General features: G+C 68.3%; 30 protein-coding genes. 20 read left to right on the forward strand and 10 right to left on the reverse strand.

The window, feature by feature from the left end:
• The first annotated feature begins 39 nt into the window (after positions 1-39).
• Both LX88_RS09920 and tatB read left to right on the forward strand, forming a co-directional pair.
• Entirely contained in the window at positions 40-1,560 is a 1,521-nt protein-coding gene (locus LX88_RS09920; RefSeq protein WP_090065664.1) for a trypsin-like peptidase domain-containing protein, read from the forward strand.
• A 17-nt stretch (positions 1,561-1,577) separates the two neighbouring features.
• Complete coding sequence (gene tatB / locus LX88_RS09925; RefSeq protein ID WP_258947424.1) at positions 1,578-1,955, forward strand: Sec-independent protein translocase protein TatB; 378 nt, start codon at positions 1,578-1,580, stop codon at positions 1,953-1,955.
• Positions 1,956-2,036: 81 nt separating this feature from the next.
• On the opposite strand, the gene LX88_RS09930 is transcribed toward tatB, so the two are convergent.
• Entirely contained in the window at positions 2,037-3,182 is a 1,146-nt protein-coding gene (locus LX88_RS09930; protein WP_090065666.1) for an Mrp/NBP35 family ATP-binding protein, read from the reverse strand.
• Positions 3,183-3,285: 103 nt separating this feature from the next.
• Here LX88_RS09930 and LX88_RS09935 point away from each other — a divergent pair, with 103 nt between their 5' ends.
• Both LX88_RS09935 and LX88_RS09940 read left to right on the forward strand, forming a co-directional pair.
• The gene (locus LX88_RS09935; protein WP_035913526.1) at positions 3,286-3,753 is read left to right on the forward strand and encodes a MarR family winged helix-turn-helix transcriptional regulator; all 468 of its coding nucleotides are present in this window, start codon (positions 3,286-3,288) and stop codon (positions 3,751-3,753) included.
• 4 nt (positions 3,754-3,757) lie between these two features.
• Positions 3,758-4,156 carry an NUDIX hydrolase gene (locus tag LX88_RS09940; RefSeq protein ID WP_258947425.1) on the forward strand — a complete coding sequence of 133 codons (399 nt, stop codon included), beginning with the start codon at positions 3,758-3,760 and terminating at the stop codon, positions 4,154-4,156.
• A gap of 6 nt (positions 4,157-4,162) precedes the next feature.
• Here LX88_RS09940 and LX88_RS09945 read toward each other — a convergent pair whose 3' ends face one another.
• The 4 genes from LX88_RS09945 to LX88_RS09960 are packed head-to-tail and all read right to left on the reverse strand — an operon-like array spanning position 4,163 to position 7,077.
• Positions 4,163-4,648 (reverse strand): DUF1003 domain-containing protein, encoded by a 486-nt coding sequence (locus LX88_RS09945; RefSeq protein ID WP_258947426.1) that lies wholly within the window; start codon positions 4,646-4,648, stop codon positions 4,163-4,165.
• Entirely contained in the window at positions 4,641-5,894 is a 1,254-nt protein-coding gene (locus LX88_RS09950; RefSeq protein WP_258947427.1) for a magnesium transporter MgtE N-terminal domain-containing protein, read from the reverse strand. The genes LX88_RS09945 and LX88_RS09950 overlap by 8 nt, the downstream gene beginning before the upstream one ends.
• A 14-nt stretch (positions 5,895-5,908) precedes the next feature.
• Complete coding sequence (locus tag LX88_RS09955) at positions 5,909-6,742, reverse strand: aminoglycoside phosphotransferase family protein (protein ID WP_258947428.1); 834 nt, start codon at positions 6,740-6,742, stop codon at positions 5,909-5,911.
• The gene (locus tag LX88_RS09960; RefSeq protein WP_258947429.1) at positions 6,739-7,077 is read right to left on the reverse strand and encodes a hypothetical protein; all 339 of its coding nucleotides are present in this window, start codon (positions 7,075-7,077) and stop codon (positions 6,739-6,741) included. Before LX88_RS09960 ends, LX88_RS09955 begins: the two co-directional genes overlap by 4 nt.
• A gap of 110 nt (positions 7,078-7,187) precedes the next feature.
• On the opposite strand from LX88_RS09960, the gene LX88_RS09965 reads away from it, so the two are divergent.
• Together LX88_RS09965 and LX88_RS09970 are read left to right on the forward strand one after the other, a co-directional pair.
• Positions 7,188-8,147, forward strand: coding sequence for an HpcH/HpaI aldolase/citrate lyase family protein (locus tag LX88_RS09965; protein ID WP_258947430.1), 960 nt, complete (start codon positions 7,188-7,190; stop codon positions 8,145-8,147).
• Positions 8,148-8,293: 146 nt separating this feature from the next.
• Entirely contained in the window at positions 8,294-8,470 is a 177-nt protein-coding gene (locus LX88_RS09970) for a hypothetical protein (RefSeq protein ID WP_157529767.1), read from the forward strand.
• Positions 8,471-8,482: 12 nt separating this feature from the next.
• Here LX88_RS09970 and LX88_RS09975 read toward each other — a convergent pair whose 3' ends face one another.
• A complete protein-coding gene (locus LX88_RS09975) occupies positions 8,483-8,857 on the reverse strand; it encodes a DUF4190 domain-containing protein (RefSeq protein ID WP_258947431.1) in 375 nt (124 codons plus the stop codon).
• Positions 8,858-9,059: 202 nt separating this feature from the next.
• Here LX88_RS09975 and LX88_RS09980 point away from each other — a divergent pair, with 202 nt between their 5' ends.
• The 11 genes from LX88_RS09980 to LX88_RS10030 all read left to right on the forward strand — a co-directional run bounded on the left by LX88_RS09980 (position 9,060) and on the right by LX88_RS10030 (position 19,717).
• Complete coding sequence (locus tag LX88_RS09980; RefSeq protein WP_258947432.1) at positions 9,060-10,256, forward strand: acyl-CoA dehydrogenase family protein; 1,197 nt, start codon at positions 9,060-9,062, stop codon at positions 10,254-10,256.
• A gap of 90 nt (positions 10,257-10,346) precedes the next feature.
• Positions 10,347-11,168: a DUF3396 domain-containing protein gene (locus LX88_RS09985; RefSeq protein WP_258947433.1), complete on the forward strand. Its 822-nt coding sequence runs from the start codon at positions 10,347-10,349 to the stop codon at positions 11,166-11,168.
• 38 nt (positions 11,169-11,206) lie between these two features.
• Positions 11,207-11,806, forward strand: coding sequence for a hypothetical protein (locus LX88_RS09990; protein WP_258947434.1), 600 nt, complete (start codon positions 11,207-11,209; stop codon positions 11,804-11,806).
• A 24-nt stretch (positions 11,807-11,830) separates the two neighbouring features.
• A complete protein-coding gene (locus LX88_RS09995) occupies positions 11,831-12,379 on the forward strand; it encodes a hypothetical protein (protein ID WP_258947435.1) in 549 nt (182 codons plus the stop codon).
• 42 nt (positions 12,380-12,421) lie between these two features.
• Positions 12,422-12,955 (forward strand): YflT domain-containing protein, encoded by a 534-nt coding sequence (locus LX88_RS10000; RefSeq protein WP_372511231.1) that lies wholly within the window; start codon positions 12,422-12,424, stop codon positions 12,953-12,955.
• 169 nt (positions 12,956-13,124) lie between these two features.
• A complete protein-coding gene (locus LX88_RS10005) occupies positions 13,125-14,378 on the forward strand; it encodes an ABC transporter substrate-binding protein (protein ID WP_258947437.1) in 1,254 nt (417 codons plus the stop codon).
• Positions 14,375-15,334 carry a carbohydrate ABC transporter permease gene (locus tag LX88_RS10010; RefSeq protein ID WP_308203429.1) on the forward strand — a complete coding sequence of 320 codons (960 nt, stop codon included), beginning with the start codon at positions 14,375-14,377 and terminating at the stop codon, positions 15,332-15,334. The genes LX88_RS10005 and LX88_RS10010 overlap by 4 nt, the downstream gene beginning before the upstream one ends.
• The gene (locus LX88_RS10015; RefSeq protein ID WP_090065680.1) at positions 15,334-16,179 is read left to right on the forward strand and encodes a carbohydrate ABC transporter permease; all 846 of its coding nucleotides are present in this window, start codon (positions 15,334-15,336) and stop codon (positions 16,177-16,179) included. The genes LX88_RS10010 and LX88_RS10015 overlap by 1 nt, the downstream gene beginning before the upstream one ends.
• An 8-nt stretch (positions 16,180-16,187) precedes the next feature.
• On the forward strand, positions 16,188-17,372 hold the full coding sequence (locus LX88_RS10020) for an ABC transporter ATP-binding protein (protein WP_258947438.1): 1,185 nt from the start codon (positions 16,188-16,190) through the stop codon (positions 17,370-17,372).
• Positions 17,373-17,642: 270 nt separating this feature from the next.
• Complete coding sequence (locus LX88_RS10025; RefSeq protein WP_258947439.1) at positions 17,643-18,530, forward strand: SDR family NAD(P)-dependent oxidoreductase; 888 nt, start codon at positions 17,643-17,645, stop codon at positions 18,528-18,530.
• 194 nt (positions 18,531-18,724) lie between these two features.
• Positions 18,725-19,717 carry a hypothetical protein gene (locus tag LX88_RS10030; protein WP_258947440.1) on the forward strand — a complete coding sequence of 331 codons (993 nt, stop codon included), beginning with the start codon at positions 18,725-18,727 and terminating at the stop codon, positions 19,715-19,717.
• A 33-nt stretch (positions 19,718-19,750) separates the two neighbouring features.
• On the opposite strand, the gene LX88_RS10035 is transcribed toward LX88_RS10030, so the two are convergent.
• Together LX88_RS10035 and LX88_RS10040 are read right to left on the reverse strand one after the other, a co-directional pair.
• Positions 19,751-20,617 (reverse strand): chromosome partitioning protein ParB, encoded by an 867-nt coding sequence (locus LX88_RS10035; protein ID WP_258947441.1) that lies wholly within the window; start codon positions 20,615-20,617, stop codon positions 19,751-19,753.
• Positions 20,617-21,279, reverse strand: coding sequence for a metallophosphoesterase family protein (locus tag LX88_RS10040; RefSeq protein ID WP_258947442.1), 663 nt, complete (start codon positions 21,277-21,279; stop codon positions 20,617-20,619). Before LX88_RS10040 ends, LX88_RS10035 begins: the two co-directional genes overlap by 1 nt.
• Before the next feature lie 59 nt (positions 21,280-21,338).
• On the opposite strand from LX88_RS10040, the gene LX88_RS10045 reads away from it, so the two are divergent.
• Positions 21,339-22,424 (forward strand): DUF2332 domain-containing protein, encoded by a 1,086-nt coding sequence (locus LX88_RS10045; RefSeq protein WP_258947443.1) that lies wholly within the window; start codon positions 21,339-21,341, stop codon positions 22,422-22,424.
• Here LX88_RS10045 and LX88_RS10050 read toward each other — a convergent pair.
• Positions 22,408-22,785, reverse strand: a complete 378-nt coding sequence (locus LX88_RS10050) for a hypothetical protein (RefSeq protein ID WP_258947444.1) — start codon at positions 22,783-22,785, stop codon at positions 22,408-22,410. The genes LX88_RS10045 and LX88_RS10050 overlap by 17 nt on opposite strands.
• Positions 22,786-22,924: 139 nt before the next feature.
• Entirely contained in the window at positions 22,925-23,995 is a 1,071-nt protein-coding gene (gene corA, locus LX88_RS10055; protein WP_258947445.1) for a magnesium/cobalt transporter CorA, read from the reverse strand.
• A gap of 286 nt (positions 23,996-24,281) precedes the next feature.
• Between corA and LX88_RS10060 the strand changes: the two genes are divergently transcribed.
• A complete protein-coding gene (locus tag LX88_RS10060) occupies positions 24,282-24,788 on the forward strand; it encodes a MaoC family dehydratase (RefSeq protein ID WP_090065688.1) in 507 nt (168 codons plus the stop codon).
• A 15-nt stretch (positions 24,789-24,803) separates the two neighbouring features.
• A complete protein-coding gene (locus LX88_RS10065) occupies positions 24,804-25,799 on the forward strand; it encodes a DUF2332 domain-containing protein (protein WP_258947446.1) in 996 nt (331 codons plus the stop codon).
• Positions 25,800-25,825: the final 26 nt, after the last annotated feature.

A 25,825-nucleotide genomic window follows, 5' to 3' on the forward strand; every position in this document is an offset into this window, starting at 1 on the left:
GCTGTAGTTCAGCACTCCTAGCGAAAAATCCGGGGAGAGATGAGCCAGCAGTCGCCCAACGGCCAGACGTCCACACCCGTTTCCGGAGTGGACGACGGAGCGCATCGCAGGCTCCGGCCACGCCCCCTGGTGCAGCCGCCGGTCGACCCCGCGTACGCCACCGCCTTCGGCCGTCCTGACGGTGTCCCCGGGGCGTTCGCCTCGCGCGACGTGCCCGTGTCCCAGCTCCAGTCCGCACCACCGCCTCCCGAGTCCCTCGTGACCGCGTTCGGCCGCCAGGGCTCGCAGGAACTCCTGCAGCGGCCGCCGCAGCCCACGTCCGACCCGGACCCGGACATCGATCCGGTGTTCTGGGGCGACAAGCCCGCCGGTGACCCGTGGCGCGACCCGGCCTCCGGCGCCGTGATCGGCCCGCCCGCCGTCGGTGAGGATCCGCCGGGCGAACCCGAGCGCAAGCCGGGGCCCGGTCCCCAGCTGAGCGTTCCCGAACTCCTCTTCGGCCGTCGCGTGAAGCCGGCGGCCCTGGCGCTGCTGTTGACGGTCGCGCTCGTCCTCGGTGCCGTCGGTGGCCTCGTCGGCTGGCTGATCGGCCGGGCGGGCAACCCCCTGACCGACTCGACGGTCACGCTGGCCGAGATCTCGGAGGGCAAGGAACGCCCGGCCGGCTCGATCTCGGACATCGCCAAGCGCGTGACGCCCAGCGTCGTCTCGATCGAGTTCAAGGGCGCGAACGTCGCGGGCGTCGGCTCCGGCGTCGTCATCGACGCCGGCGGCTACATCCTGACCAACGACCACGTCGTCGCCCCAGCGGCCCAGGACTCCTCGGCCAAGCTCAGCGCCGTCTTCACCGACGGCACCCGCGCCCAGGCCCGCGTCGTCGGCCGCGACCCGAAGACCGACCTCGCCGTCATCAAGGTCGAGGTCACCAACCCGACCGTCCTGCAGTTCGGCAACTCCGACGAACTCCAGGTGGGCGACAGCGTCATCGCCATCGGCTCCCCGCTGCAGCTGTCCAACACCGTCACCGAGGGCATCGTCTCCGCGCTGCACCGCCCGGTCACGGCGGCGGGCGAGAACGGCGGCCCCCAGGTCACCTACGACGCGATCCAGACCGACGCCGCCATCAACCCGGGCAACTCGGGCGGCGCGCTGGTCGACTCCCGCGGCGCCCTGATCGGCATCAACTCGTCGATCCGCACCGAGACCGGCGGCTCCGTCGGCCTGGGCTTCGCGATCTCCGGCAACCAGGCCCGCAAGATCAGCCAGGACCTGATCCGCAGCGGCCAGGTCAAGCACGCGGACATGAACATCAACGTGAAGTCCGTGTCCGCCGAGACCTCCGAAGGCGCCCAGGTGCAGAACGTCCCCGCGGGAGGCGCCGCGGCAGCCGCCGGCATTCAGGAGGGCGACGTCATCACCAAGGTGGGCAACCGCATGGTCCGCAACGCCGCCGAACTGGTCGTAGCGGTCCGCGAGCACGCGATCGGCGAAACCGTGCAGGTAGTGCTGGCCCGCCAGGGCCGCGAGCTCAAACTAGACGTGACACTGAAGAGCGACTGACAAGTAGGCTGGGACCCGTGTTCGACAGCATCGGATGGGTAGAGATCCTCATCATCGTCATCGCGGGTCTCTTCATCCTGGGCCCCGAACGCCTGCCCTCGGCCGCGGCCTGGCTGGGCAAGACGGTGAGGCAGGTCCGCGAGTACGCGACCGGCGCACGAGAACAGCTCAAGCAGGAGATGGGCCCGGAGTTCGAGTCACTCCGCAAGCCCCTCGAAGACCTGCGCGAACTGCGCAACTTCGACCCGAAGCGCGCGGTCACGAAGCACCTCTTCGACGACCCAGAGCCCACCACGAAGTCCAACGGCTACCCGACGCCGTCGACCCCGCCGGCAGCCGAGCAGCGCCCGCTCGCGCCGGGCGAGCGCCCGCCGTACGACCCGGACGCGACCTGACCTCGTTCTGAACCGCACGCGGGGACCTTTCGTACTGACATGCAGTACGAAAGGTCCCCGCGTGCGGTCGAGCGGAAGAGGTCAGCGGCCGGCTGGGGAGACGTTCAGCAGGCGGCCGGCCAAGCCGCGGGAGCGGACGGACAGCTTCGTGGCGATCCCGGTCAGCACCTGAGCGGCCGCCGAGTCGGGCACCGCCTGCACGATCGGCGTCCCGGAGTCACCGTTCTCCCGCAACCGCGGGTCCAGCGGCACCTGGCCGAGCAGCGGCACGTCGGAGCCGATGGCCTTGGTCAGCGACTCGGCGACGGCCGCGCCGCCGCCGGTTCCGAAGATCTCCATGCGCGAACCGTCGGGCATCTCCAGCCAAGACATGTTCTCGATGACCCCGGCCACCCGCTGGCGGGTCTGCAGCGCGATCGAGCCGGCGCGCTCGGCCACCTCGGCCGCGGCCTGCTGCGGGGTGGTGACGACGAGGATCTCGGCGTTCGGCACGAGCTGGGCTACGGAGATCGCGATGTCGCCGGTGCCGGGCGGCAGGTCGATCAGCAGCACGTCCAGGTCACCCCAGAACACGTCCGCCAGGAACTGCTGCAACGCGCGGTGCAGCATCGGGCCGCGCCACACGACCGGGGTGTTGCCCGGCGTGAACATGCCGATCGAGATGACCTTCACGCCGTGCGACTGCGGCGGCATGATCATCTTCTCGACCTGGGTGGGGCGGCCGTCGGCGCCGAGCATGCGCGGGATCGAGTGGCCGTAGATGTCCGCGTCGACGATGCCGACCGACAGGCCCCTGGCGGCCATCGACACGGCGAGGTTCACGGTCACGGACGACTTGCCGACGCCGCCCTTGCCGGACGCGACGCAGTACACGCGCGTCAGCGAGCCCGGCTGGGCGAACGGGATGACCGGCTCTTCAGCGCCGCCGCGCAGCGTCTTGCGGAGCTCGGTGCGCTGGGCGTCGCTCATCACGTCCAGGTCGACGCGCACGGACGAGACGCCGTCCAGCGCCGTGACGGCCGCGGTGACGTCCTTGGTGATCTTGTCGCGCATCGGGCAACCCGCGACCGTCAGGAAGATGCCGACCACGACGACGCCGTCCGCGCCGACCTCGACGTCCTTGACCATGCCGATCTCGGTGATCGGGCGGCGGATCTCGGGGTCCTGCACACCGGCGAGCGCCTTGCGGACGTCCTCGGTGGTGGGGAGGGGCTGTGTGGTGGTCACCGATCCATGCTACGTCCGGTTCGTGCCCGTCCTACCGGCCGGTCACTTTCCAGTACAGGGCCAGGTCGTAGTGGAGAGGGCGCTGTCCGTAACATCGACGCCCGTGCCGGAATCGGGTAGTTCCCGGTTGCCCACCCGTGTCGAGCTCGGGGTGTGGCGATCGTTCCTCCGCGCGCATGCACGGATCACGAGGGTCCTCGAGGCCGAACTGATTGCTGAGCAGCGCCTATCGCTCGCGGCGTACGACGTGCTGGTTCAACTGGCCGAGACGCCTTCCATGCGCATGCGCATGACTGAACTGGCCGATGCCGTTCTGCTGTCCCGTTCTGGCGTGACCCGCCTGGTGGACCGTTTGGAACGTGCTGGGCTCGTCGGGCGGGAACGCGCCGACGGTGACGGACGCGGCATCGTGGCCGTGCTCACACCGCTGGGTGCCGAACGCCTCCGCAGTGCCTCCACAACCCACCTCGCCGGCGTCGCCGAGCACTTCGGGGAGAGCTTCGGCCCCGGTGAGCTCGAGGCGTTCGGCCGCACGTGCGACCGCCTCGCCGCGGACGACGTGTTCCCGTGACCGCATGATCACGGTGGTGGGACTCGTGCACGTCGAGGCCGGCCGCCTCCTCGTTGTGCGCTCACGCAACAAGAAGGCCTTCTACCTCCCCGGAGGCAAGATCGAGCCCGGCGAGTCCCTCGAAGAGGCCCTGCTGCGGGAGGTCTCCGAAGAGCTCGGCGTCGAAGCCGCACGTCCCGTGGTCCTCAAGCGCTACGTCGCCCCGGCCTACGGCGAGGGTGAGGGCGCGATGGTCGACATGACCTGCTTCACGGCCGACCTGAAAGGCACACCGCGCCCGGCCGGCGAGATCGCCGAACTGACGTACGTGACCCGCGACGAGTACCGCGAGCACGCCGAGACCGCTCCCGCGATCCACGAGGTGCTGGACGACCTGGTCGCGAGCGGCCAGCTCAGCGCGTGACCAGGGTCAAGGACGGACCTTCTTCAGGTTGTTCTGCTCCTTCACCAGCTTCTCCAGCTCACCCCGGATGAAGTCGCGCGTCGCCACCTCGCCGAGGGCCAGCCGCACCGCCGCCAGCTCACGCGCCAGGTACTCGGTGTCCGCCTTGGTCTGCGCGGCCCGCTTCCGGTCCTCCTCCAGCGACACCCGGTCCCGGTCGTCCTGCCGGTTCTGCGCGAGCAGGATCAGCGGCGCGGCGTAGGCGGCCTGCGTCGAGAACGCCAGGTTCAGCAGGATGAACGGGTACGGGTCCCACCGCAGGGACACGGCGACGAGGTTGACCGTGATCCACGCGATCACGAGGAGCGTCTGCCAGAACAGGAACTTGCCGGTGCCGAGGAAACGTGCGAGCCGTTCGGAGAGCTGGCCGAAGGTGTCCGGGTCGATCGTGAACCGGAAGCCGCGTGGTCCGCGCGGCTGGTCGAGTCTGCGCCGAGGTGGCAGGTCAGGCATGGCTCAGTCCCGTCTCGCGCCAGTTGTCCGGCAGCAGGTGGTCCAGCACGTCGTCCACGGTGACGGCGCCGAGCAGGTGCTCGGCCTCGTCCAGCACCGGGGCGCACACCAGGTTGTAGGTCGCGAAGTACCGCGTCACGTCGCTCAGCGAGGCGTTCGGCGACAGGTAGGTCAGGTCCGTGTCGAGCACGCCGGCGACGAGGTCGAACGGTGGTTCGCGCAGCAGCCGCTGGATGTGCACGCAACCCAGGTAGCGGCCGGTCGGTGTCGCGGAGGGCGCGCGGCAGACGAAGACCATCGACGCCAGGGCGGGCGTGAGGTCGGGATTTCGCACTCGTGCCAACGCTTCCGCGATCGTCGCGTCCGGCGTGAGGATGATCGGCTCCGGTGTCATCAGGCCACCGGCCGTGTCGAACGAGTACTCCAGCAGCCGCCGGACCGGTTCGGACTCCTCGGGTTCCATCAGTTCCAGCAGGCGGTCCTTGGTGCCCTCGGACAGTTCGCTGAGCAGGTCCGCCGCGTCGTCCGGGTTCATCGCCTCGAGGATGTCCGCGGCGCGTTCCTCGTCCAGGTGCGACAGGATGTCCTTCTGGTCCTCTTCGGACAGTTCCTCGATGACGTCCGCGAGCCGTTCGTCGTCGAGCGCGTCCGCGACCTCGTGGCGGCGCTTCGGCGGCAGTTCGTGCAGTGAATGCGCCACGTCCGCCGCGCGCATCCCCTCGTAGACAGCGACGAGTTGCTGTGCGCCCTGCGGCTGGCCCGCGATCTCGTTCACGCTCAGGCCGGTGACGTCCTCCCACTGCCACACCTGCACGGGGCCCTTGAGGCTGAACCGGCCCGTGCGTTCCCGGCCGGCGACGCGGACCATGCGCCAGTCGCGGGTGCGGGTCAGCTCCATCGCGGCGTCCACGACGACCGCCGTGGCACCGTCGTCGACCGTGATCCTGGCGTCGAGCAGCTCGCCGATCACCAGCACCTCGTTGACGCGCTGGTGGAACGGCCGCAGGTTCACCGACCCGGTCGCGAGCGTCACGGCGTTCGGCTCGATCGAGGTGAGCCGCAGCATCGGCACGAAGATCCGCCGGCGCGTCACCAGTTCGACGACCATGCCGAGCACGCGCGGCGGTTGCCGGTCGATGCGGAGGCTGATCACGACGTCACGGGCCTTGCCGATGGGTTCGCCGTCGGGGCCGAACACGGGAAGTCCGGCCAGCTGAGCGATGTAGATCCTGTTCACGGCCACCACGACACCAGGCTAGATCAGGTCCGGGCCGCCCACCGCGCAATGTCGGCGCAGATCACCGCCACGTCGGCCATGTCCTCCGCGAGGCACCAGATCCAGTTGGCGACGGCCCGGTGCAACGTCCAGTCGCGAGCTTTCGCCACGTCCAGCTCACCCGCGTCGCACACCGCCAGGAACCGGTCAGTGAGGCCCCTGGAGCCGTCCAGCTCGCCGAACCTGTTCCACAGCAACGGGATCACGCAGTACTCGGGATCGCCCGACAACGGCTTCGGGTCGATCACCAGCCACGGTTCGCGGTCGCCGCGCAGCACGTTCTGGTAGTGCAGGTCCTCGTTGACGAGCGTCGTGCCCATCGGACGGGTGCCGGCCTCACGGGCCGCGCCGAGCAGGTCGCGCGGGATCGCCGGATGATCTCTCACCGCGCCGGAGACCCGCCGGACCTCTTCCGGCGCCTGGATTCCGCGATGGCGGCGCAGCAGGCCGCCGATCACGCCGATGGCCAGGTCGACCGGTTCGTCGTCGAGCGAGTGCTGGTCGAGGCGTTCCAGCAGCAACGCGCCGAGCTCGGCGTCGTGGTCGAGCAGCCGCACCGCGCCGTTGCCGTCGTAGAGCCGCAGCGCCAGCGGTTCGTGCTGCGTCTCGTCGTCCGTCCAGCTCAGCTTCAGCACCGCGGGGTGCCCGTCGGCCCGGCGCACCGGCAGCACGACCGCGCAGAAGCCGTGCATCAGCGCGCCGTCCGGGGTGAGCCGCCAGCGCGCGCACGCCTTGGTGGCGAGCTTCGGCAACTTCGTCACCCATGCCGGAGCGCCGTCGCCCAGACCCTCGCCGAAGCCCTCGGGCACGGTGATCATGCGCCGAACTCCAGCCGGTACACGGCGTCCCACGACGGCTTGGTGTTGAGCCGGGCGGTGCGCAGCGCCTGTGCGGTCTCGTCGTCGGGCTCGGTCAGGTGCGCGACGGCCTGGGCGTCGATGAGGTGCGAGTGCGTGCTGGGGGAGCGGACGGTGACCGTGACCTGCGCTCCGTCAGCCAGTCCCGGGACCGTCGGTTCGGTGCCGCCGGAGATGACCCACAGCGAGTCGGCACGCCAGTGGGAGTGCACGAGACGCGGTTCATGACCGTGCGAGGTGATCCAGACGGCGGCCGCCTTCCGCAGCGCGGCGTCGAGTACTCGAGTGATCTCCACCGGTTCAGCCTGCCAGGGTTTGTGAAACGGGACTCAGCGAATATGCGCCCGGAGATGATGCGTGCCACTGTGGCGCTCATAGTTACCGGCCGGTACAAGGAGGTACTCCAGTGGTCGACCAGCAGCGTCCCCGTCGCTCGTGTCTGGCGGTCCCCGGCTCGAGCCAGAAGATGATCGACAAGGCGCGCACGCTGCCGGCGGACCAGGTGTTCCTGGACCTGGAGGACGCCTGCGCGCCGCTGGCCAAGCCCGATGCCCGCAAGACCATCGTCGCGTCGCTCAACGAGGGCGGCTGGGGTGACAAGGCCCGTGTCGTGCGCGTCAACGACTGGACGACGGAGTGGACCTACCGCGACGTCACCGAGGTCGTCGAGGGCGCGGGCGCGAACCTCGACTGCATCATGCTGCCGAAGGTGCAGACGCCCGAGCAGGTCGTCGCGCTCGACTTCCTGCTCACGCAGATCGAGAAGACGATGGGCTACGAGGTCGGCAAGATCGGCATCGAGGCGCAGATCGAGAACGCCCTGGGCCTGAACAACGTCAACGCGATCGCCACCGCGTCCCCGCGCGTCGAGACGATCATCTTCGGCCCGGCGGACTTCATGGCGTCGATCAACATGAAGTCGCTGGTCGTCGGTGAGCAGCCGCCCGGCTACGACGTCGGCGACGCCTACCACTACATCCTGATGCGGATCCTGATGGCCGCGCGGGCCCACGACAAGCAGGCCATCGACGGCCCCTACCTGCAGATCCGCGACGTCGAGGGCTACAAGCGCGTCGCCGGTCGTTCCGCGGCGCTGGGCTTCGACGGCAAGTGGGTGCTGCACCCCGGCCAGATCGACGCGGCCAACGAGGTCTTCAGCCCGAAGCAGGACGACTACGACCACGCCGAGAACATCCTCGACGCGTACGAGTTCTACACGTCCGAGGCGGGCGGCAGGCGGGGCGCGGTGATGCTCGGCGACGAGATGATCGACGAGGCGTCGCGCAAGATGGCGTTGGTGATCTCCGGCAAGGGCCGTGCCGCGGGCATGTCCCGCGCGAACGTCTGGACGCCACCGGAGGCCTGATTCCGTTACGGATTGTGCGCTACTTCACGCTGAATGTCACTGGACGTGTTCGACCGTCACGGGTTGCATTCAAAATGGGTGAAGTGGCGCACAATCCGTCACCGGAGTTTGCGATCTCGCCCCTGGGTGGGGGCATGCTCTGGGGCATGTCACGTTCGAGTAACGGCAAGACGAGCAGACGGTTGCGGCTCTTCAAACGCCGCGAGGACGACCTGCTCGAGCGCAGCTTCCGCAGCTGCCCGGGATGCGATGCCGACGTCCACGTGTTCGCCGACGTCTGCCGCCACTGCGGCGGCACCCTGGAGATCGCCCTCGCGGGCTGAGATCTCCCCGTTCTAGCGATAGCTCCCGTTGACCGCCGCGAAGATCGCGAAGACGTAGAACGCGATGAACAGCAGGTAGCCGACGATGACGACGTAGCCGACGATGATGCCGGCGAGCGCCATCCCGTGGCCTTCCTCCTCGCCACGCTTGATCTTCGCCATCGCGATGTGCCCGAAGATGACGCCGACGATCGACGTCACGCCACAGGTCGCGAACCCCACGAGCGACAGCACCAGAGCCAGGATCGCGTTCGTCTGCGACTTGGGCGGGGGCGGGTAGCCGTAGCCGTACATGGGCTGCTGACCGTACTGACCGGGCTGGCCGTAAGGCGGCTGCTGGCCGTACGGATCACCTGGCTGCTTCGGGTTGTACGGGTCGTAGGTCATCGCGAATCCCCCTAGATGTCTGACCGGGGATCTTAAGGTCCGCCGGCGGTGTTCGTCGCGTGCGGGTGCGCGAATACACCTGTCAGCGGTGCTGTTTCGGTACAGCGGGCGCCTGGGTTGTTGCGGAGAGCACACCCCGGTCGCAAACGGGCGTTAACCGGTCCATACTCGCCGGTAACCAAAGCCTTGGAAGGGAAGTGCGATGGCGCGCCTCGCCCAGACCGCGGGTCTCACGGACATCCAGGAAGAAATCCTCGCGACCGTCCGCACGTTCGTGGACAAGGAGATCATCCCGCACGCCCAGACGCTGGAGCACGGCGACACGTACCCCGCCGACATCGTCGAGGGTATGAAGGAGATGGGCCTCTTCGGCCTGACGATCCCCGAGGAGTACGGCGGCCTGGGCGAGTCCCTGCTGACCTACGCGCTGGTGGTCGAGCAGATCGCACGCGGCTGGATGAGCGTCTCCGGTGTCATCAACACCCACTTCATCGTGGCGCACATGCTCAAGCAGCACGGGACGCCCGAGCAGAAGCAGAAGTACCTGCCGCGCATGGCCGCGGGCGAGGTGCGCGGGTCGTTCTCCATGTCCGAGCCCGAACTCGGCTCCGACGTGGCGGCGATCCGCACCAAGGCCGTCAAGGGCTCGAACGGCTACACCATCAACGGCCAGAAGATGTGGCTGACCAACGGTGGCACGTCCAACCTCACCGCCGTGCTGGTGAAGACCGACGAGGGCGCCGAGAAGCCGCACCAGAACCTCACGACGTTCCTGGTCGAGAAGCCCGAGGGCTACGGCGAGGTCCTGCCGGGCCTCACGATCCCCGGCAAGATCGACAAGATGGGCTACAAGGGCGTCGACACCACCGAGATGGTGTTCGACGGCTTCGAGATCGCCGCGGACCAGGTCCTGGGCGGTGCGCCCGGCCAGGGCTTCCGCCACATGATGGACGGCGTCGAGGTGGGCCGCGTGAACGTGGCCGCCCGCGCGTGCGGCATCGCGATCCGCGCCTTCGAGCTCGCGATCGAGTACTCCCAGCAGCGCAGGACGTTCGGCAAGGCCATCGTCGAGCACCAGGCCATCGCCTTCAAGCTCGCCGAGATGGCCACCAAGGTCGAGGCCGCGCACCTGATGATGGTCAACGCCGCGCGCCTCAAGGACTCGGGCCAGCGCAACGACGTCGAGGCCGGCATGGCGAAGCTCATCGCCTCCGAGTACTGCGCCGAGGTGACGCAGGAGTCGTTCCGCATCCACGGCGGCTACGGCTACTCCAAGGAGTACGAGATCGAGCGCCTGATGCGCGAGGCCCCGTTCCTGCTGATCGGCGAGGGCACGTCGGAGATCCAGAAGACGATCATCTCGCGCGGCCTGCTCCGCGACTACCAGTCGCGCGGCTAGACGCCAGTTGACGTTCGTCCGTTAGGGGCCAATCTTTCACGGGACTGGCCCCTGACGGTTTGCGCTCGCGGGCCATAAGGTTCGCTCACTTTGAGCACAGATCTGACACTTCCCGGACCTGTGTCGCCGCCACACGTCGTCCGCATGGAGCTGGACACGTTCTCCGGTGTCGACCGTCCCGCGCTGGCCAAGTGGTTCGGCGCCCTGTTCACCGACCTGCTCGCACCCCTGTGCCCGGCATCGGTCGAGGAGCTCGTCTCGGTGGCGCGCGACTACCACCCCTCCGACACAACGCCCTGGGGCCCGCCGGGTTATGCCCGGCTGCTGCTCTCTTCGGGTGAGTTCACCCTTCCGTCGTGGTCGGCGGCCCTGGCCGACCTGCCGTCGTTCCTGCGCGTGCAACTCGTCCAGCTCGACTTCCAGGGCCTGCCCCTGGTCGACCACGGCTGGAGCGCGGAGATCCTGCTGAAGGACGACCCCGCGTTCCCGCACCAGGTCGTGGTCACGGCCTCGCGGTCGCTGTTCGGCGGCTGGATCTCCCATGCGGTGCAACAACAATGGCTGTCCGTCTTCCGTTCGGGCGCCTCGCTGGTGCGGGCCAGCGGCGGCTGGATCACGCTGGACCGCGTCGGCGTGCGCACCGCGCATGAGGTCGCCGCCGGCGTCGGCCTGGACGAATCCCTTTTCATGGCAGCGGAAATGGCCCGCGGCCCGCACTGGGCGACGTTGCTGGGACCGCGTCAGGTAGCCGCTTTGGGTGGTGTGCAAGAGGTCTGTTCGACGGCGCCGTGTTCTTCCGTTGAGCACCTGGGCGGCGGTCGCATACTTCTGCAGCTGACGGAACACCTCGACGAGGTGCCGCCGGACGTGGTGCGCAAGCTGGCCGAGTTCCTCGGGCCGGTGCTGCACTGACCCTGCTGGATCCGATGAACGGTGGGACGCTGTCGTCCGTGAGGCCTTCACCGAAAACCGACGTGCTCATGGCCGTGGACACCGCGCTGCGGCCGACGGGCTTCGTCCGCCGCGGCCACGTCTGGCTCCAGGACTGTGGTGACGGCGTCTCCGGCTGGCTCGGCTTCGGCGTGGCGGGCTCTCTCGAACTCACTCCGCTGGTCGGCGTCTGCTTCCGCCGCTACGACGAAGCCTGCAAAGCGCTGGGCGTCGGGTTCCGGGCGGCACCGGTCGTCTCCGCACCGCTCGGCCACCTGATGGAGGACAAGCCCGTCTGGAAGTGGACCTTCACTCCCGGCGGCGACCACGCTCCCCTGGTGGCGTCGCTGGTGGCCGCGTTCTTGAAGCACGGCAAGCCGTACATCGACAAGTACGCCAAGTGGGACACCCTGGCGCGTGAGCTCGTCGCCAAGCCGGAGTCGTTGCTCGACTTCGAGCGGGCGCGCAAACTCGCGGTCGTCCACGTGCTCGGCGGGAACGCCGGTGCGGCCCGTGAGGCGTTGCAGAAGGAGACGGAACGGGTGGCGGACAGCCGGGACGAGTACGCGCGGTCGCACCGGGCGCTGGTGCACCGGTTCGAAATCGCGTTCCCCGGCTGACGGTCCCGCAGCGACAATGCGCCGGTGAGCGACTTCCTGATCGACGCGGCGCGCCGGTCCCTGGCAGATCTGGTCGGTGCGCGGTGGCGGTGTGCCGGCCGTGCCTGCGATCTCGTCTGGCTGGGGTTCGGCCCGATCCTCGAGCTGCCCGACCACCGGGGTGGGACACGCGACATCGCCGAGTTCGCGCTGCACCTGCAGGGCCCGTGGCGGGTGTACCTCGGCGACGAGCGCATCACCGGGGCTTCCGACGTCCGCCTGCCACCAGCGGGCTGGAGCGGTGACGGTGAGTTCGACTGGGACGTGCAGGGCGCCAACAGGTTCGACGTCCGGGCCGCGGAGCTGACCACGCACCTGGGCGGCGCACAGGTCGTCGTGACGTCAGTCGAGCTGGACGCGGACGGAGATCTGACGGTGTTCCTCTCGGACGGCTTCCGGATCGAAGCGCGATGCGGCGAATCGGGGCGCGAGGAATGGCGGTTCTTCCGGCCGGGCAACGACGACGACCACGTGGTCATGCCGCCTGAAGGTGGAAACCGGCAAAACACCCGCAGGCATGTCGGCACGCCGTAGTGGGCACTGGCAGGATGGAACGATCAGCGCGTCCGACAGAGGGTGGTCCCCGTGACGAGTCCGTTCGCCAACCCGAACCGGTCCGGCGTCCCTCCCCGCCTGCCCACTCCGCCGACGGGGTGGCCGATCGGTTCGTACGCCACGTACGAGGAAGCGCAACGCGCGGTGGACCACTTGGCCGTGGAGGACTTCCCGGTCCAGGAGGTCATGATCGTCGGCGTGGACCTGATGCTGGTCGAGCGCATCACCGGCAAGCTCACCTGGAGCCGGGTGCTGATGACCGGCGCGGCCAGTGGTGCGTGGTTCGGTCTGTTCGTCGGCCTCCTGCTCACCCTCTTCAGTCCCGAGCCCGGGGTCACGGTCGGGCCGGTGCTGACCGGTCTGATCACCGGTGTCTTCTTCGGCCTGGTGTTCGCGGCGGTCGGGTACGGGTCGGCGCGCGGCAAGCGGGACTTCCAGTCCGCGTCCCAGTTGGTCGCGAACCGGTATGACGTGCTCTGCCAGCCGAAGTCGGCCGAGAAGGGCCGTGACCTGCTCGCGAGGCTCGCGATGCGTCCGGTGAACCCGAGTTCTTAAGGTTCACATAAGGCCATTGGTTCTGAATCGTTGCTTCCCTTGGTTGCGGCTCCTGATCACCGGGCCTAGGTTCGGTTGACCGGTTCGCCCGGTGCGGCCGGTGGCACGACGAGGTGCCGGGCAGACAGCGGTCTGGCTCCTCCGTGCAGTCGGGAAGGAGGCAGGGCCGATGGGTGCGACACGGCGCTATCGACTCGCCGCCGGAGTGGGAGCCGCGGTACTCGCGGCAGGAACCCTCACGGCTTGCGGGTCTGGCGACCAAGGCATCACCGTCAACGTTTACAAGTATCCCCAGGAGAACTTCCAGGCCATCGTCGACAGCTGCAACGCGAAGGCCGGCGGGCGATACAACATCGTCTACAACAAGCTGCCGCGGGAGGCGGACGGTCAGCGCGAGCAGATGGTGCGCAGACTCGCGGCGGAGGACGACAGCATGGACGTCCTCGGGCTCGACGTCACGTGGACCGCGGAGCTCGCGAAGGCGGGCTGGATCAAGGAGTTCACGGGTTCGGTCAAGTCGCAGGTGCAGAACGGCACGCTCAAGACGCCGCTCGACACCGCGACGTACGAGGGCAAGCTGTACGGGGCTCCGGACAACACGAACGTCCAGCTCCTGTGGTACCGCTCGGACCTCGTGCCCACGCCGCCGAAGACGTGGGACGAGATGATCTCCATGGCCGAGGCGCTGGTGGCGGAAGGGAAGCCCGGCCAGATCGTGGCGCAGGGAAAGCAGTACGAGGGACTCGTCGTGCTGTACAACACCCTGGTCAACTCCAACGGCGGCACGATCCTCGACGAGAACGGCACCAAGGCCGTCGTCGACGCCAAGGCCGTGGAAGCGTTGGCGGCGCTGAAGAAGCTCGCCACGTCGAAGGCGATCGACCCGTCGTTCTCCAACGCGGCCGAGGACAACGCGCGCCTCGCCATGGAGGGTGGCAGCGCGGCGTTCCAGCTCAACTGGCCGTACGTCTACGCGGCGGCGCAGAAGAAGCCGGACTTCGCGAAGAACTTCAAGTGGGCGCCGTACCCCACGGTCAGCGGTGAGCAGTCGAAGGTCACCGTCGGCGGGATCAACTACGCCGTCAGCAACTACACCACGCACGCGGACGAGTCGTTCGACGCGGTGCTGTGCCTGCGCGGTGCGGAAAGCCAGAAGCTCGCCGCGCTCAAGGACGGTGTGCCGCCGACCATCGAGGCCGTCTACGACGAGCCCGAGATGGCCGAGGCGTACCCGATGCGCGACGACATCAAGGAGACGTTGAAGAACGCGAGTGTGCGGCCGCGCACGCCCGCCTACCAGAACGTCTCGACGGTCATCTCCACGATCCTGTCGCCGCCCGCGAGCATCGACCCGCAGGCGACCGCGGACAGGCTGCGCAAGGAACTGCAGGACGCTCTCGACTCGAAGGGGGTTCTGCCGTGAGTCACGCGACCACAGAAGACACGGCGAAGGCAGCGGCGGCACCGAAACCCGTCGCGCCCAAGAAGAAAGTCGCGCTGAGCGAGGGCAAGAGAGCCGAGCGCAAGCTCGGCTGGCTGCTCTGCGCGCCCGCCGCGATCACCATGATCGCGGTGACCGGCTGGCCGATCCTCTACTCGCTGCTGTTGTCGATGCAGAGGTTCGACCTGAAGTTCCCGGACCGCACCGAGTGGATCTGGTTCGACAACTACGTCACCGTGCTCAGCAGTCCGTACTGGTGGAACGCGGTGTGGGTGACGGTCGTGCTGACGGTCGTGACCGTCGCGATCGAACTGGTGCTGGGCATGTCGCTCGCGCTGATCATGCACCGGGCGCTGGTCGGCCGGGGCATCGTCCGCACGACGACGCTGATCCCGTACGGCATCGTGACGGTCGTGGCGGCGTTCTCCTGGCGTTTCGCCTGGACGCCCGGCACCGGCTACCTCGCCGAGGCGCTCGGCGGCGACCCCGTGCTCACGGAGAAGATCCCGGCACTGATGGTCGTCGGCCTCGCGGAGATCTGGAAGACCACGCCGTTCATGGCCCTGCTGCTGATGGCGGGCCTGGCGCTGGTGCCGGACGACCTGCTCAAGGCCGCCGCGATGGACGGTGCGAGCGGGTGGCAGCGGTTCATCAAGATCACCGTGCCGATCATGAAGCCGGCGATCCTGGTGGCGTTGCTGTTCCGTACGCTCGACGCGTTCCGCATCTTCGACAACCTCTTCGTGCTCACCGCGGGTTCGCAGGGCACGTCGTCGGTGTCGATGCTGACCTACAACAACCTCATCAAGGGCTTGAACCTCGGTATCGGATCGACGATGTCCGTGCTGATCTTCATCATGGTCGCGATCATCGCGTTCGTGTTCATCAAGCTCTTCGGCACCGCTGCCCCCGGCAGTGACGACGGAGGGAAGCGCTGATGGCGGGTATCGGAGGAGCGGAGACCCCGGCCAAGAAGTGGGGCTGGGGTGTGCTCAACACGGTGGTCGTGATCTACGCGCTGATCCCGGTGCTGTGGATCGTGTCCCTGTCGTTCAAGTCGTCGAAGACGCTGGCGGACGGCAACTTCATCCCTCGCGAGTGGAGTCTGGAGAACTACCAGAACATCTTCTCGACGTCCGAGTTCACGCGAGCGCTGATCAACTCCATCGGCATCGCGATCATCGCGACCGCGATCGCCGTGGTGTTCGGCACGATGGCCGCCTACGCCATCGCGCGGCTCGACTTCCCCGGCAAGAACCTGCTGGTGGGCGTCTCGCTGCTGATCGCGATGTTCCCGCAGGTCTCGCTGGTGTCGCCGTTGTTCGAGATCGAGCGTTCGCTGGGTCTGTTCGACACGTGGCCCGGCCTGATCCTGCCGTACATCACGTTCGCGCTGCCGCTCGCGATCTACACCCTGTCGGCGTTCTTCCGCGAGATCCCCTGGGAGCTCGAGAAGGCGGCGAAGATGGACGGTGCGACGCCGGGGCAGGCGTTCCGTCGCGTCATCGCGCCGCTGGCCGCACCGGGTGTGTTCACGACGGCGATCCTGGTGTTCATCTTCTGCTGGAACGACTTCCTGTTCGCGATCTCGCTCACCTCGACCGAGCAGTCGCGGACCGTGCCGGTGGCGCTGTCGTTCTTCACCGGTAGTTCGCAGTTCGAGGACCCGGCCGGATCGATCGCGGCGGCCGCCGTGGTCATCACGATCCCCATCATCATCTTCGTGTTGTTCTTCCAGCGCCGGATCGTCGCCGGCCTGACCTCCGGCGCCGTCAAGGGGTGAGTTGACCAATGGCAGAGATCGTTCTGGACAAGGTGACCAAGCGGTATCCCGACGGCGCTTTGGCCGTGCAGGAGGTCAACCTGGAGATCGCCGACGGCGAGTTCATCATCCTGGTCGGGCCGTCCGGCTGCGGGAAGTCCACCACCCTCAACATGATCGCGGGGCTGGAGGACATCACCGACGGCGAGCTGCGCATCGGCGGGCAGCGCGTCAACGAGAAGGCGCCCAAGGACCGGGACATCGCCATGGTGTTCCAGTCCTACGCGCTCTACCCGCACATGACGGTGAAGGAGAACATGGCCTTCCCGCTGCGGCTGGCCAAGGTCGACAACGCGACGGTCGAGAAGAAGGTCAACGACGCCGCGGAGATCCTGGACCTGACGCAGCACCTCGACCGCAAACCGTCCAACCTGTCCGGTGGCCAGCGGCAGCGCGTGGCGATGGGGCGCGCGATCGTGCGCAACCCCAAGGCGTTCCTGATGGACGAACCGCTGTCCAACCTGGACGCCAAGCTGCGCGTGCAGATGCGCACCTCGGTGTCGCGCCTGCAGAAGCAGCTGGGCACGACCACGGTGTACGTGACGCACGACCAGACCGAGGCGATGACCCTCGGCGATCGGGTCGTGGTCATGCGCGGCGGTGTCGTGCAGCAGATCGGCGCGCCGCAGTTCCTCTACGACCAGCCGGCGAACCTGTTCGTCGCGGGCTTCATCGGCTCCCCGTCGATGAACTTCGTGCCGGCGACGCTGGAGAACGGTTCGCTGCGCTCGATCCTCGGCGACGTGACGCTGACGGACCGGGTGCGGCAGCTGGTGGAGGGTGCCGACGCGCCCCGCGAGGTGATCATGGGCATCCGCCCCGAGCACTTCGAGGACGCGGCACTGGTCGACGCGGCGGCGCTGTCGTCGGGAGGCAAGTTCACGCAGCACGTGGACGTGCTGGAGTCGATGGGCTCGGACAAGTACGCCTACTTCAACCTCACGGGCGAGCAGGCGGCCTCGGCGGAGCTCCAGGAGCTCGCGGCGGACGCGGGATCGGACGACGTGCCGGGTGACGGCATCTCGCTCGTGACGCGGCTGTCGTCGGCGTCCGGCGCGGTGGAAGGCGCCTCGTCGGAAATCTGGTTCGACGCGGACAAGGTTCAGCTCTTCGACCCGTCCAACGGCAGGAACCTGACTTACACGGAACGGTGAATTCTCGTTTTACGGGCCGCCTTCCCCTCGCGGGAAGGCGGCCCGTTTCTGTCACTCGATCGAGTGAGGGCGAAAGCCCTCGCGCAGTTGGGACTTATTAGTCCCGCCCTATCTGCCCTGCCGAACTCGGTTCGCCATTGGGCGCTCGGCAGCGACATCTCATCGAAACGTGGTCTTCGCTTCTTCGGATCGTCCGCACGCTTGTCGAAGGCGGGTACGAGACCACCGGGGGGTTCCGGGGAACCGCCGCCGACTGAAAGAGAGCGTGCAATGGGGATCCTGGACGGAAAAGCGGTCGTCATCACGGGGGCCGGTCGAGGACTGGGTGAGGCCTACGCGATGCACGCTGCCCTCGCGGGTGCGTCGGTGGTGGTCAACGACAACGATGGTGACCTGGCAGAACGGGTCGCGGAGCACATCCGGGAGTTCGGTGGCCGAGCCGTGGCCTCGAACCACACGGTCGCCGACCCGAGCGAGGCGGCGAAGATCGTCGACCTGTGCGCCGACGAATTCGGCCGAGTCGACGGCCTGGTGAACAACGCGGGCCTGAACTACGAGACCGCGCCGTGGGAAGACGACCCCGAGACGATCAGGCACGTGGTCGAGGTGAACGTCCTCGGCGTCATCTACACCGGAATCGCGGCGATGCGCGCGATGCGGGCCACCGGCGGCGGCTCGATCATCAACATTTCCTCCGGCGCGTCATTCGGCCAGCGCAAACTCGCCACCTATTCGGCGACCAAGGGCGCGGTGGCCTCACTGAGCTACTCGTGGGCCCTCGACCTGGAAGCCGAAGGCATCCGCGTGAACGCCGTGTGCCCCGTCGCGCACACGCGGATGGTGTGGAAGTCGGAACGCTCCCTGCGCGCCATCCCGGCCGACCGGACGCCGGGCAAGGTCGCGCCGCTGGTGCTGTTCCTGCTCTCTGACCGAGCCGAGGGCATCACCGGGCAGGTCATCCGGTGCAACGGCAGGCAGCTGCACATCGTGGGCCAGCCGTACTTCAAGCAACCGATCCTGGAGAGCGACAACTGGGACACCGCTTCGGTGGAGCGGGCGTTCACGGGCGTGCTGCAGGCCCACCTCGAACCGTACGGGCTGGAGAAGAGGATGCCTCCCCGGCTCCGTGCGCTGGTGGAACCTTCGCAGACCGCCTGAGCGGGCGGGGGAGGCGTCGCCCGGTGCCCTGTGCGGCGCCTTCCCCGCTGGTCGGCTGCGGTCGGCCGAGCTCGATCGGCCGCTACTGTCCGTGGATGCGCCAGACGATCACGGACTGAGGTGTTCGGGTGACGTTTGCCCACGTCACACGGATGGCTGCGGAAATTGTCGGACCCTCCTGTCACCATCGGGGCATGGCCGAGCGCAAACCCAGAGTCACCGACTGGAGACTCGTCGTGCAGTCCCGGTTGGACCGGGTCCGCGCGGATCTGGCTGCCCTCGGCCCGTCCGATCCGGTCGATCCCGAGGGGGACGTGTGGCGTCGCACGGCCGAGGCGCAGGCCGCCGTGGTCGAGGCGATGCTCAACGCCCGTGAGCCGTGGTGGCGCATGCTGCCGTCGTGGTGGTCGGGCTGGCACATCGAACGTGCCTGGCGCGCTCTGCACGAGGCCGAGGTGGCCACGATCTCGGCCGAGCGCGGGTTCCTCGGGCGGTTGCCCGGTCTTCGTGCGCGGGTGGCGCAGTACCTGGACGACGACGATCCGCGCCGCCGCGCCCTGGAGGAGTTGCAGCCGGGGGAGTTCACGCCCGCGGTCGAGCGCGCGATCGTGGTGGACGCGCTGCGGGCGGCCTACGACAACTCGGACTTCGCGCACGCCGGCTCGCGTGCGTTGCGCAACAAGCTGATCGCCGCGTCGATCGTGCTGTTCGTGATCAACACGGTGCTCGGTGTCGTCGGCATCGTGAAGCCCGGCATCATCCCGTTGTGCGTCGACCCGAAGGAGAACGCGCTGCCCACCGTCTGTCCCGGTGGCACGGTGAAGGCGTCCGGTGTGGACGTGTGGCTGGTGCAGGTGCTCGGGTCGTTCGGCGCGGTGCTGGCCTCCGTGGTGCTGCTCTTACGTCGCCGGCCGTCGCTCTCGCCGTACGTGATGATCGGCTACCAGGCGCTCATCAAGATCATGCTCGGCGCGGCACTGGCGGTGGTGGGCATCCTGGCGCTGGGAGCAGGGGTCACCAGCGGGCTGATCGGCATCCCGTCGGCGGCGGCGTTGCTGCTGTGGGCGGTCATCTTCGGGTACGCGCAGCAGATCGGCACGCGGCTGCTCGACAAGTACACCGACGAGGTGCTGGACCAGGCGCGGCCGTTGCCGGACGCGGACGGGCCGCGGGTGGCGCCACGGTGATCAGTTCAAAGGGCGACACGCAGAGGCGTCACCTCAGACGCGTGGGCCTCGGCCGTGCGACTGGCTTTCCTCGCGCACGGCGTTGATGACGTCGGCGTCCCACCGGTGCGTGCGGATCAGCCGGTACCGCTCGGCCGCGACCCACATGTACGCCTCGGTCTCGGTGCGGTCGCCGATCATGTCGGCCTGCCGCAGCATCGCCACGACCGGCTTGTACTCGTCGGCGTACCAGCGGCGCGCCACCTCGGCGCGGTCCAGGAACTGGCCGCTGTCCTGCATCAGCCGGAACCCCCACGCCTCGACGTGCTCGCCGAGCTGGGCGTAGTGCCACGGGTCGGACAGCACCACGGCGGCGCGGGCCTCGCCGCTCAGGGGGACCCGGTCCAGGAACAGGCGCCGGTAGTCCTTCACGATGAGGTCGCCGCGGTACCGGATGCCGGACGAGTTGATCCGGGTGATCACCTGCGTCACGTACGCGTCGATCACCTCCAGGCCCATGGCGTGTGCCACGGACACGCGGTGGTGGCCGTCGTTGATGAAGTGCAGCTCGCCGACCCGGTACACCTCGATCGGCGGCACGCTCTCGCCGCGGCGTGCGGCCAGGGCCAGCCGTTGCCAGCGTTCCCGGACGCGGCCGGAGGTCGGGCGGAAGCGGCGGTCGAAGTCGCGGGTGCGGTCGACGCTGCCGACGATCGAGTCCAGGCGGATCGTCTGCAGGCCCAGGCGCTTCTCCGACGCCATGCCCAGGGCGTCCACGACCTCGTGGAACGGCAGCATGATGTTCACGTCGTCGGGCTCGCGGCGCAGCCAGGCCGCGAGACGCGACATCACCTGACGGCGGCGAGCGCGCAGGAAGTCGCTCTCGGCATCGGCCACCGGGAAACCGGTGTCACGTCTCATCACGAACCTCCCGAGATCTCCAAGACCTTCTGCGGCACGACGTTGATCACGCGTGTGGCGCCCAGCGAACGGTCCGGGCGCGGCACGCCGTGCGGATGAATGTGGCCGTGCAGCATGAACGAGGGCTGCAGCCGAGAGACAAGTCCGCGTAAACAGTCGAAACCGCGATGCGGCCCGTCGGGTTCGTCGCCGCAGTCCAACGGCGGCGAGTGGGTCAGCAGCACGTCCACGCCACGTCCGTCCCGCAGCCTGCGCCACCCGGCCAGCCGGGACACCCGGCGGGCGCGGCGGGCCTGCTGCCGTTCCGTCCACTGGTTCGGGCCCTTGTTGTAGCGGATCGAACCACCGAGACCGGCGATCCGCAGGCCGGCGACGTCGATCACGCGTTCGTCCGCGTTCACCGCACCGGCTGGTCCTGGCCAGCGCACCGGCACGCCCGCCTTGGTCCACAGGCCGCGCACGTTCGAGTAGCCCGACAGGTCGGTGTCGTGGTTGCCGGGGACGAACACCAGCGGCTTGTCCAGGGCGTTGGCCAGGTGTTCCAGGTAGTCGAACGGCAGGTCACCGGCCGCGACGATCAGGTCCACGCCCGAGTGCTGGTGCACCTGATCGGTCCACAGCTGCTCGACCACCTCGTCCGCGACAGCCAGAATCCGAGCCATCCCAGCAGCTTAATGAGGACTTTCCCCACATGACGGGCGGCGGCGCTGCCGTTAGCGTTATGACCGTGCTTGCCGAGCTGTTCGGCGCGGCCGCCCACGGGTGCCGCGACCGCAGTCCGCTGACCCAGCGACTCCTCACCGACGCTGCCGACGACCTCCGGCAGGGCGGTGTCACGGCCAGGATCATGGCCGGTTCCGAACGCGACCGGGAGGGCACCGTGCCCGGGCTGCGGTTCGCGGGCGCCGTCCACCGGCTCGTGCTCGAAGGCCGCGCGCCCGGCCTCGCGAAGCACTACCCGTCGGTCGGCGGCCAGCCCCACCTGCCGACGCTGTGGGAGGACGCGCTGCCCGCGCTCAACGAACACGCGGACGTCCTGCGGCAACGCGTCCTGGCCACCGTCGTGCAGACCAACGAACCCGGCCGCAGCGCGCCCCTCTACGGCGGTCTGATGGTGGCCGCGCAGGAGGCCGCGAAGGCCGCCGGCCGGCATGTGCCGTTCTGCGTGCGGCTGCTGGAGGTCGGCGCGAGCGGCGGGCTCAACCTGCGCCCGCACCACGTCGGCTACCAGCTTCCGGACACCGTTCTCGGCGATCCGGACAGCCTCCTGGTCCTCGACCCGGAGTGGACCGGCCGGCCGTCCGCGGACCTGAGTCACCGGTTGCGCGTCGTCGGCAGGGCGGGCTGCGACCTGACCCCGGTCGACGTGTCCACAGAGGACGGACGGCTGCACCTGAGCTCGTTCGTCTGGCCGGACCAGCTGGAGAGGTGGAACCGCCTGCGGGACGCGCTGGACCTCGCCGCCACCGACCCCGTCCGGGTCGACCGGTCGGCCGCTCCGGAGTGGCTCGCGCACCAGCTCGCCCGAGCCGAACGAGACGTGCTCACCGTCGTGTGGCATTCGGTGGTGTGGCAGTACGCCTCGCCCGCGGACCGGGCGATGGGCAGGGCCGTGCTGGCGGACGCGGCCGCGAAGGCGACGCCCCTGTCACCGTTGGCGCTGCTGGTCTTCGAGCCTCGCCGCACCGACGACGACTACCGGTTCGAACTGCTGCTCAAGCTCTGGCCGGCCGGGATCTCGCTGAACCTCGGCCACGGCGCGGGCCACGGCACGCCGTTCACCTGGGACGTCACCCCCTGGGAGTGACGACCGGGTTCACCACGTACCGGCCGTCCTGCATCTCCACGGGCAGCCGGAACTCCGCGCGGGTGCCGTCATGCGTGTACTCGACGATGATGGCGCCATCGCGGTAGACGCCGCGTTCCACCTGTGCGGTCTGGAACTGGTCCGCGGTCGTCTTCGCGACGTCCTCGCCACCGACCGCCAGCAGCGGCTCCAGCTTGTGGAAGTCGTGCAGGCGCAACGCGTTCGTCACTTCGGCGGCGAGCTCGTCCGGTGACCCGGCGCCCGGCGACGGCCAGACCGCGATGGACACGAACACCATCGCGAGCCAGCCGATCGGGAACACCAGCAGCCAGAACCTGAGGTTCGTCAGCCGCGCTTTCACGTCAGGGGGTTCCGCTGATGAGCACGAACACGGTGGTGATCCAGCAGAGCAGGAACGCGAGGATCCAGAAGCGGATGTTGGTGAGGATTCTGGTCATGACGGGGCCCTTCTACAACGAAGAAAGCGGGCGAAACCGGGACTAGAGCCAGCGATTTCGGCGCAGTATTCGGTAGAGCGTCAGACAGGCGATCAGGACCAGACTCATGATCAGCGGGTAGCCGAACTTCCACTTCAGCTCGGGCATGTAGTCGAAGTTCATGCCGTACACACCGACGACCATGGTGGGCACGGAGATGATCGCGACCCACGAGGTGATCTTGCGCATGTCGGTGTTCTGCTGCAGCGTGATCTTCGCGAGCGTCGCGTCGACCAGCGTCGTCAGCAGTTCGTCGAACGCGATGACGCGCTCGGACACCTCGGTGAGGTGGTCGTCGACGTCGCGGAAGAACGCGCGCACCTGCTCGGGGATCAGCGGCGTGTAGCCCTCCGCCAAGCGGCGCAACGGGTTCGCGAGCGGCATCACCGCGCGGCGCAGCTCCACGACCTCGCGCTTGAACATGTAGATCTGCTCCGCGCTCACCTCGGTGCGCGGCGCGAAGACCCGTTCCTCCATGCGGTCGATGTCGGCCTCGATGTGGTCGGTGACCTCGAGGTAGTTGTCGACGACCTGGTCGGCGATCGCGTGCATCACCGCGGACGGGCCGATCTCCAGGCGCTCCGGGTCGGCTTCCAGCACGTGCCGCAGCTTGGAGAGCCCGGAGTGGTTGCCGTGCCGCACGGTGATGACGAAGTCCTTGCCCAGGAACACCATGATCTCGCCGGACTCGACGATCTCGTTGGCGGTGTCGGGGGATTCGTTGGTCACGTAGCGGACGGTCTTGAAGACCATGAACAGCGTGTTGTCGTACCGCTCCAGCTTCGGGCGCTGGTGCGCGTGCACCGCGTCCTCGACCGCGAGCTCGTGCAGCCCGAACGTCTCGGCGATGCCCTCTATCTGCTCGGCGTCGGGCTCGTGCAGTCCGATCCAGACGAACCCGTCCTTGCGCTTGCTGACCTCTTTGACGGCGTCGGTGTGCGTCCACCGGCCGGGCAAGCGCTTGCCATCGACGTAGACCGCGCAGTCGACCACGTAGTGCGACACAGGCACGGCGATGCGCGGCGCAGGGCGCTGCTGGGCGCCGCGTCCGCGGATCGAGGGCAGGCTGGGCATGGTGAGTTCCTCCAGGGCCACACGTCGTCGAAGTGCACGAAAAGCACGACGGGCGTCCTACCGGTGGAGACTCAGCGAACTAGAACGATCTAGCAGGCCACCTCGGTGAGGACGCGCTTGGTACTGGCAGGGTGGGGGTCCTTGCTCATTTAGGGGTCCTCACCTCCTCGGGGCGAAGTCACTGGTGGTGGAAATCCTCACACACCGGTTGCCGAGGGTACTCCCTCCGTGTGAAGACTGTCTCCCCACCTGAGTCAGATCTCGATCACACGTAGTTGGAGGCGCGGTGCAGTTCGGTCGGTACTACGAGGAGTTCGAGGTCGGAGCGGTCTACAAGCACTGGCCCGGTAAGACGGTGACGGAGTACGACGACCACCTGTTCTGCCTGCTCACGATGAATCACCACCCGCTCCACATGGACGTGAACTACGCGGAGAACACGACGGACTTCGGCAAGAACGTCGTCGTCGGCAACTACATCTACTCGTTGCTGCTGGGCATGTCCGTGCCCGACGTCTCCGGCAAGGCGATCGCCAACCTGGAGATCGAGTCGCTGCGGCACGTGAAGCCGACGTTCCACGGTGACACGATCTACGGTGAGACCGAGGTGCTCGACAAGACGCCGTCCAAGTCGAAGGACGACAGGGGCGTGGTCTACGTGGAGACTCGCGGCTACAAGCAGGACGGCACGGTCGTGTGCATCTTCAGGCGCAAGGTCATGGTGCCGAAGCAGTCCTACGGCGAGGCCCGCGGCGGCGAGCAGCCGGGACGGCCTGAACCGGTGTCCAACTAGTTTTGGGGAAGTGACGTGACGTCTCTGGACCTGGCACAGCAACGTCTGCGTGCGTTCGCGGAGGAAGCAGCGGCCACATCGCCGCTCTACGAGCACCTCGCGTCACGTGCTGCCGCCGATCCGGAGGTCGCCGACCTGCTGACCGCCGCCAGCGAGGACAACGCCACGGGCGAGCTCCTGCTGGCGGCGGCGCACCGGCTGGTGCAGGCCGAGCCGTTCCACCAGCTCTCGAACTACTACCCGTCGCTCGGCGGGACGTACGGCGCGGACGAGAGCACCTGGCCGTTGTTCCGGGACTTCCTGCTGGAACGCGGCGACCGCGTGCGGGCGCTGGTGAGCTCGCAGGTGATCCAGACCAACGAGGTGCGGCGCGCGGCCCTGCTCTACCCGGCCGTCGTGGCCGCGGCGAAGCAGGCGGGCGGGCCGATCGGGCTCGTGGAGGCCGCGACGACGGCCGGTCTGCTGCTCGGGCTCGACCAGTACTCGTACCGCTACCAGACCGCGGAGGCCGGCCAGCTCGTCGCCGGACCGGCCAAGGCCGCGCTGGGGCTGCACTGCTCGCTGGAGCTCGCGCCCGGCGCCGTGCTGCCGAAGCTGCCCAAGACGATCAAGGTGGCCGCGAAGGCGGGCATCGGGGTCGCGCCCGCCGACCTGGCCGACGAGGACGCCTACGCGTGGCTGGAGGCCTGCGTGTGGGCCGACCAGCCGGAGAAGTTGCGCCTGTTCGGGGTGGCGTGCGGGGTGCTGCGGAAGAACCCGCCGCGCCTGGTGGCCGGCGACCCGGTCGCGGACCTGGCCAAGGCGGTCGAGCCGATCGACGCACCGCTCGTCGTCATCACGAGCGGGTCCGGCCTCGACCTCGTGCCCGCGTTGTCGGCTTTGGGCAGACCTGTCTGGTGGGCCGCTCACGAGGCCGGTGAGCTGCGCCTCATCCGAGTCGGTGAGTCAGGCGTGGAGACGACCACACTGGCGACCACCGAGGCCCACGGGCAACGTCTCGTTTGGCGTTGAGGGCCCGCCCCTAACGCGTGAACCCT

Source organism: Lentzea californiensis, from assembly GCF_024648825.1.
Taxonomy (GTDB): Bacteria; Actinomycetota; Actinomycetes; order Mycobacteriales; family Pseudonocardiaceae; genus Lentzea; species Lentzea californiensis.